The organism is Mycobacterium sp. E3247 (assembly GCF_001667785.1).
Lineage (GTDB): Bacteria > Actinomycetota > Actinomycetes > Mycobacteriales > Mycobacteriaceae > Mycobacterium.
On the sequence record NZ_LZJG01000001.1, the window covers coordinates 1 to 4,715 of the forward strand.

At 65.8% G+C, this 4,715-nt stretch carries 4 protein-coding genes; 2 read left to right on the forward strand and 2 right to left on the reverse strand.

Annotation, left to right across the window (positions count from 1 at the left end):
* The coding region (locus A9X04_RS00005; protein ID WP_156764146.1) for a condensation domain-containing protein at positions 1 to 1,598 on the reverse strand (1,598 nt) is incomplete at its 3' end.
* Positions 1,599 to 1,650: 52 nt separating this feature from the next.
* Positions 1,651 to 1,872 carry an MbtH family protein gene (locus A9X04_RS00010; protein WP_067916546.1) on the reverse strand — a complete coding sequence of 74 codons (222 nt, stop codon included), beginning with the start codon at positions 1,870 to 1,872 and terminating at the stop codon, positions 1,651 to 1,653.
* A 1,069-nt stretch (positions 1,873 to 2,941) separates the two neighbouring features.
* On the opposite strand from A9X04_RS00010, the gene A9X04_RS00015 reads away from it, so the two are divergent.
* Together A9X04_RS00015 and A9X04_RS00020 are read left to right on the forward strand one after the other, a co-directional pair.
* Positions 2,942 to 3,733, forward strand: a complete 792-nt coding sequence (locus A9X04_RS00015; protein ID WP_067916547.1) for a GAP family protein — start codon at positions 2,942 to 2,944, stop codon at positions 3,731 to 3,733.
* A 92-nt stretch (positions 3,734 to 3,825) separates the two neighbouring features.
* On the forward strand, positions 3,826 to 4,715 hold an 890-nt coding region (locus tag A9X04_RS00020; RefSeq protein WP_156764147.1), incomplete at its 3' end, for an aldehyde dehydrogenase family protein.

Consider the following 4,715-nt stretch of genomic DNA (forward strand, 5'->3'; position numbering starts at 1 on the left):
GACTTGAGCACCGCCAGCATCGCCGCGACCGCCTCCGCCGACCGCGAAAACACCAGCGCCACAACCCGCCCCGGGCCCGCACCCTCGGCCACCAAACAACGCGCCAACCGATTCGACGCCTCATCGAGCTCCCGATACGACACCGACCCGCCCGCGCACACCAACGCCACCGCCCCCGGCGCACGCGCCACCTGCGCGGCGAACAACGAAGGCACCGACACCGGCAAAGCCGCCGGCCCCGCCAAAACCGCCGTATTACCAAGCCCTTCCAGACGCGCGCGCTCTGCATCACCGACCAGATCCACCGACGACAACACCCGCGACAAATCACCCGCCATCGCCACCAACACCCGCTGCAGACGTCCCGCCAAATCCGAGACGTCGAAGTTCGAGAACGGTTGCCCGACACCGACGGTGCTCAGGAATTGCTGGTCCCCGAAGCCGAGGAAGAACAGTCCGAAGTGACCGACCGGGCCGAAGGTGGTGTATGTGGCGGTCGCCGGGACACCGGCGAGGCTGAGGGTGAGTCTGGCCGGAACGAAGTTGACGACGACCCGGTTGGACGCCTGCGGCGCGCCACGGAACCCGCCGTCGCCGCCAAGCATGTGGACTGGAAATCGCTGATGCCGCAGCGCTTCTCGCGAGCGGATGTCGACCTGCTGGAGGAAGTCGGCGACTGTCCCGTGCGGCGATGCGTTCAAAACGAGCGGCACGACGCCGGCGAGCATGCCGGGGTGGGTCTTCGATTCGGGATCCGTCCGGCGGCTGACCGGGAAGTCGAGCACCACCTCGTCGGAATTGTCGGTACGGAACCCGCGCACCAACAGCGCGCACGCGGCGGTGAGCACCGACGACCGGCGGATGCCCAGCGCTTTGGACAACTGTTTGATCAGGGCGACCACCGACGAGTCCAATTGGACCGGCGGGGAGGGTGCGTAGGGATCGCGCTCGCCGCCGGTTTGGGTCAACCGATAGTCGGGCTCGCTTGCCGAAGGAAGGTGTTGGGCCCAATAGGTCTGGTCCTCGGCGTAATCGGCGGAAGCCGCATACTCCGCCTCGCTGTCGACAAGGTCACGCAACGAACCGAAGAAGGCCGGCGATATCGCGGCGCCGGTGGCGAGTGCGGAATAGACGGCCGCAATCCGGCGGCCGAGCAGCGCGATGCCCAACCCGTCGATGGCGATGTGATGGCAGCAGGTGAACCAGTAGTACTCGTCGGGCGCCGTCTGGAAGAGGTAGAAGTTGATCATCGGGCCGGTGAGCGGGATCGGCGTCCGTTGGATGGCCGACGCCCTCTCCCGGACCTCGCGCTCGGGATCGGGCGAACCGCTCACGTCGTAGAAGGCCAGTTCGATATCGGGGTCCTCGATCGCGGTCTGGAAGACTTCGCCGTCTACCTCGAAGAAGCACGCCCGGATGCTTTCGGCCTCGCCCACCACGTGACGCATCGCCTGCTCGAACAACGCGCGGTCAACCGCGCCCTCGATCCGCACCAGCACCCCGAGCTGCCATGCCACATCGAAGTGACCCGTTTGCTGCGCGAGCCAGATGTCCAGCTGCGCCCGCGTCAGCGGCAATGCACGGTCACTGCGTTCCACAAATTCCCCCCGAAAGCTTTTCCGACTCCTTCATACCTAGACTGTCTACGCATCACAAACCAGGAGCGGACAGCCTGTCACGCAGGCTTTTCGGACGGATGTCCGGCCAATTCTGTTCGATGTAGTCGAGGCAGGCGGCCCGGTCGGCCTCTCCGTACACCACCCGCCAGCCGGCCGGGACATCCGTGAAGACCGGCCAAAGGCTGTGCTGTTCCTCATTATTGACCAGGACGAAAAATTTGCCACTGTCGTCATCAAAGGGATTGCTCTGCAACGGACGACCTCCTCTGCCAAGGTGAAAATTGCATGACGGTCCCGCGCGCAGCACAAAACTATGTGCCGCGCTTCAGGATTGGCCGTTACTTTCGACCAGTGTGCCGATCTGCCCGCGGGCACGAAGCCGGTGCCGGTGGGCTTGATTGCGGAAATCCCCGTCGTGATGTGACTGGCTGCAGTTCGGGCCCCAGTTCTTCCCCGGCCCGAATCGCAATACCGTCCGCAACATCAACAGTAACCCCAAAATCGCGGAAGCTTCTCCGCGGGGGCTTTCCGTCGGTGCTACAGCGGACCACTAACATGCTGGCACTACGACTTTGGACGTCGCGCTCCACGGCTCGCCGGTTACCCGCCGGCACCCGCCGTCAAACCTATGAATTTCGTTCTTGCATAAGAGATTCGCACCCCCGGTTTGTTCGACGCGTGTCGCGTCATCCAGCAAGAACAAAACTTTGTCCCCGCCAGCTTCGTCATCATCGGACACGGAGAGGTGGCCGCGCGATTCCGGCGCCCTCCGAACGCAATGGCCGCGGTTTGCTGTCATGCCGTGGACACATTGCCGGAACGACCGCACACCTTTTGCGGTCACGTTCCGGTTCACCCCAGGGCAGCAAGCTTTCAGCCGCGACATGGCGGGAGGAAGGCCCGACATTCGTGCATCGTAATTCCTGATCGCGACAAGCGGGCGCGGTTTGTCGGCCTTGCCCGAAAGCCACGGTGCTTTGACGGGCGTAACCACAACGGGAGCTTGCTACAGCAGAGGCCTGTGGCGGCTGCGCACGATGCCAGCCGGCGCAGCGCTTAGCTGCAGACGGGCGGACAGGCGCAGCGGCACCGGCATTCTTGTGATTGATCTCACGACGGTTGCTGCGGTGGCGTTCACGCGCGTGTAGCGGGGCGTTCATCTGCTTACTGAGCCGAGAGTCTTTCGCGAACCGCATTGCGCGAGTGCGAAGTTCGGTGTCGCCGAGCCAACCCGGCAGCCCACAGTTTTGCATTCATGATCCCGGGCGCAATTGGCTGGTGCCGGTGTTTAGGCACCCCGGGGCGCGGGTAGAGCTGCGCCAATGTGGGGGTCAGTGCTGGGGCTGGGAATTCTGGCCGCGCTCAATCCGGTGCGCCTGGGCCTCGCCCTCCTGATGATCTCCCGGCCGCGCCCCGGACCGAACCTGCTCGCCTACTGGGTCGGTGGCCTGACCGTGTGTGTGCCCGAGCTGCTCGCCCCGCTGATGCTGCTGAACTTCACCTCCGCGTTCGGCACATTCCGGCACGGCTCGGGCGGTCCGGCCGCGAGCTCCACCCTCCCCCACATCCAAATCGGGCTGGGCGTGCTCGGGTTGTCGATCGCCGCGCTGATGGCGGTGCGCTTCTCGACGCGTCGGCGCGCGCAGGCGCACGCATCGAGCGACGGGAACCCGACGCCGACGCCGGCTCCGGGGGCGCCGATCGCCGTTCCACGATTCCTCAGCCGCGCACAGGACCTTTCCCCCGAGGACCGTTCCGGAATCCGGCGCCTGCTCCACCGCGCCCACCGCGCGTGGGAGAAGGGGTCGTTGTGGATCGCGTGGGTCATCGGGCTGGCATCGGTTCCGGTCGACGGGGTGCTCTTCATCCTCGCCATCATCGTGGCGTCGAGGGCTGCGGTCGCCACGCAGGTCAGCGCCTCGATCGCATTCGTCCTGCTGATGTATTCCGTCGTCGAGATGATCTTGGTGGGCTATGTGGCCGCACCGGCCCGAACCCACGCGGTATTGCGGCAGCTGCACGACTGGGTGCGGGCGTACCACCGGCAGATCCTGGTGACCGTCTTCACGGTGGTCGGGGTGACCCAGTTGGCCCAGGGCATGCACATCCTCTGAGCCATCCGCCGGGCTGAGCGTTCTGGTCCGCCCGACACCGCACGGCATAGCCTGGTGTTCTGACCGCCCGTGCTTCTGCGAGAGGAAGCGACATGCCTGCACCGTCAGCCGAAGTCTTCGACCGTTTGCGTCAGCTGGCCGCGATCAAAGACGTCACCGCCCGCGAGACCAAGACGATCGACGAGGTCTTCACCGGCAGACCGCTGGCCACGATACCCATCGGCACGGCCGAAGACGTCGCGGCGGCGTTCGCCGAGGCGCGCGCGGCCCAGGTCGAGTGGGCGAAGCGGCCGGTGACCGAGCGGATCGAGGTGATCGGCCGCTATCGCGACCTCGTCGTGGACAACCGCAAGTTCCTGATGGACCTCCTGCAAGCCGAGGCGGGCAAGGCCCGATGGGCCGCGCAGGAGGAAATCGTCGACCTGATGGCGAACGCGAATTACTACGCGCGCGTGGCGGCGGACCTGCTGAAGCCTCGCACGGTGCAGTCGCTGCTGCCGGGGATCGGCAAGACCACGGTCGGTTACCAGCCCAAGGGCGTGGTCGGGGTGATTTCACCGTGGAACTACCCGATGACGCTGACGGCGTCCGACTCCGTGCCGGCGCTGCTGGCCGGCAACGCGGTGGTGCTCAAACCGGACAGCCAGACGCCGTACTGCGCGCTGGCGTGTGCCGAGCTGTTGTACCGGGCCGGTCTGCCGCGGGCGCTGTACGCGATCGTGCCCGGACCGGGCTCGGTGGTCGGCACCGCCATCATCGACAACTGCGACTACTTGATGTTCACCGGCTCGACCGCCACGGGTAGACAGCTCGCAGAGCATTGCGGCCGCCGGCTGATCGGTTTCTCGGCCGAACTCGGCGGCAAGAACGCGATGATCGTCACGCGGGGCGCCAACCTGGACAAGGCGGCCAAGGCCGCCACCCGCGCGTGCTTCTCCAACGCGGGCCAGCTGTGTATCTCCATCGAGCGGATCTACGTCGA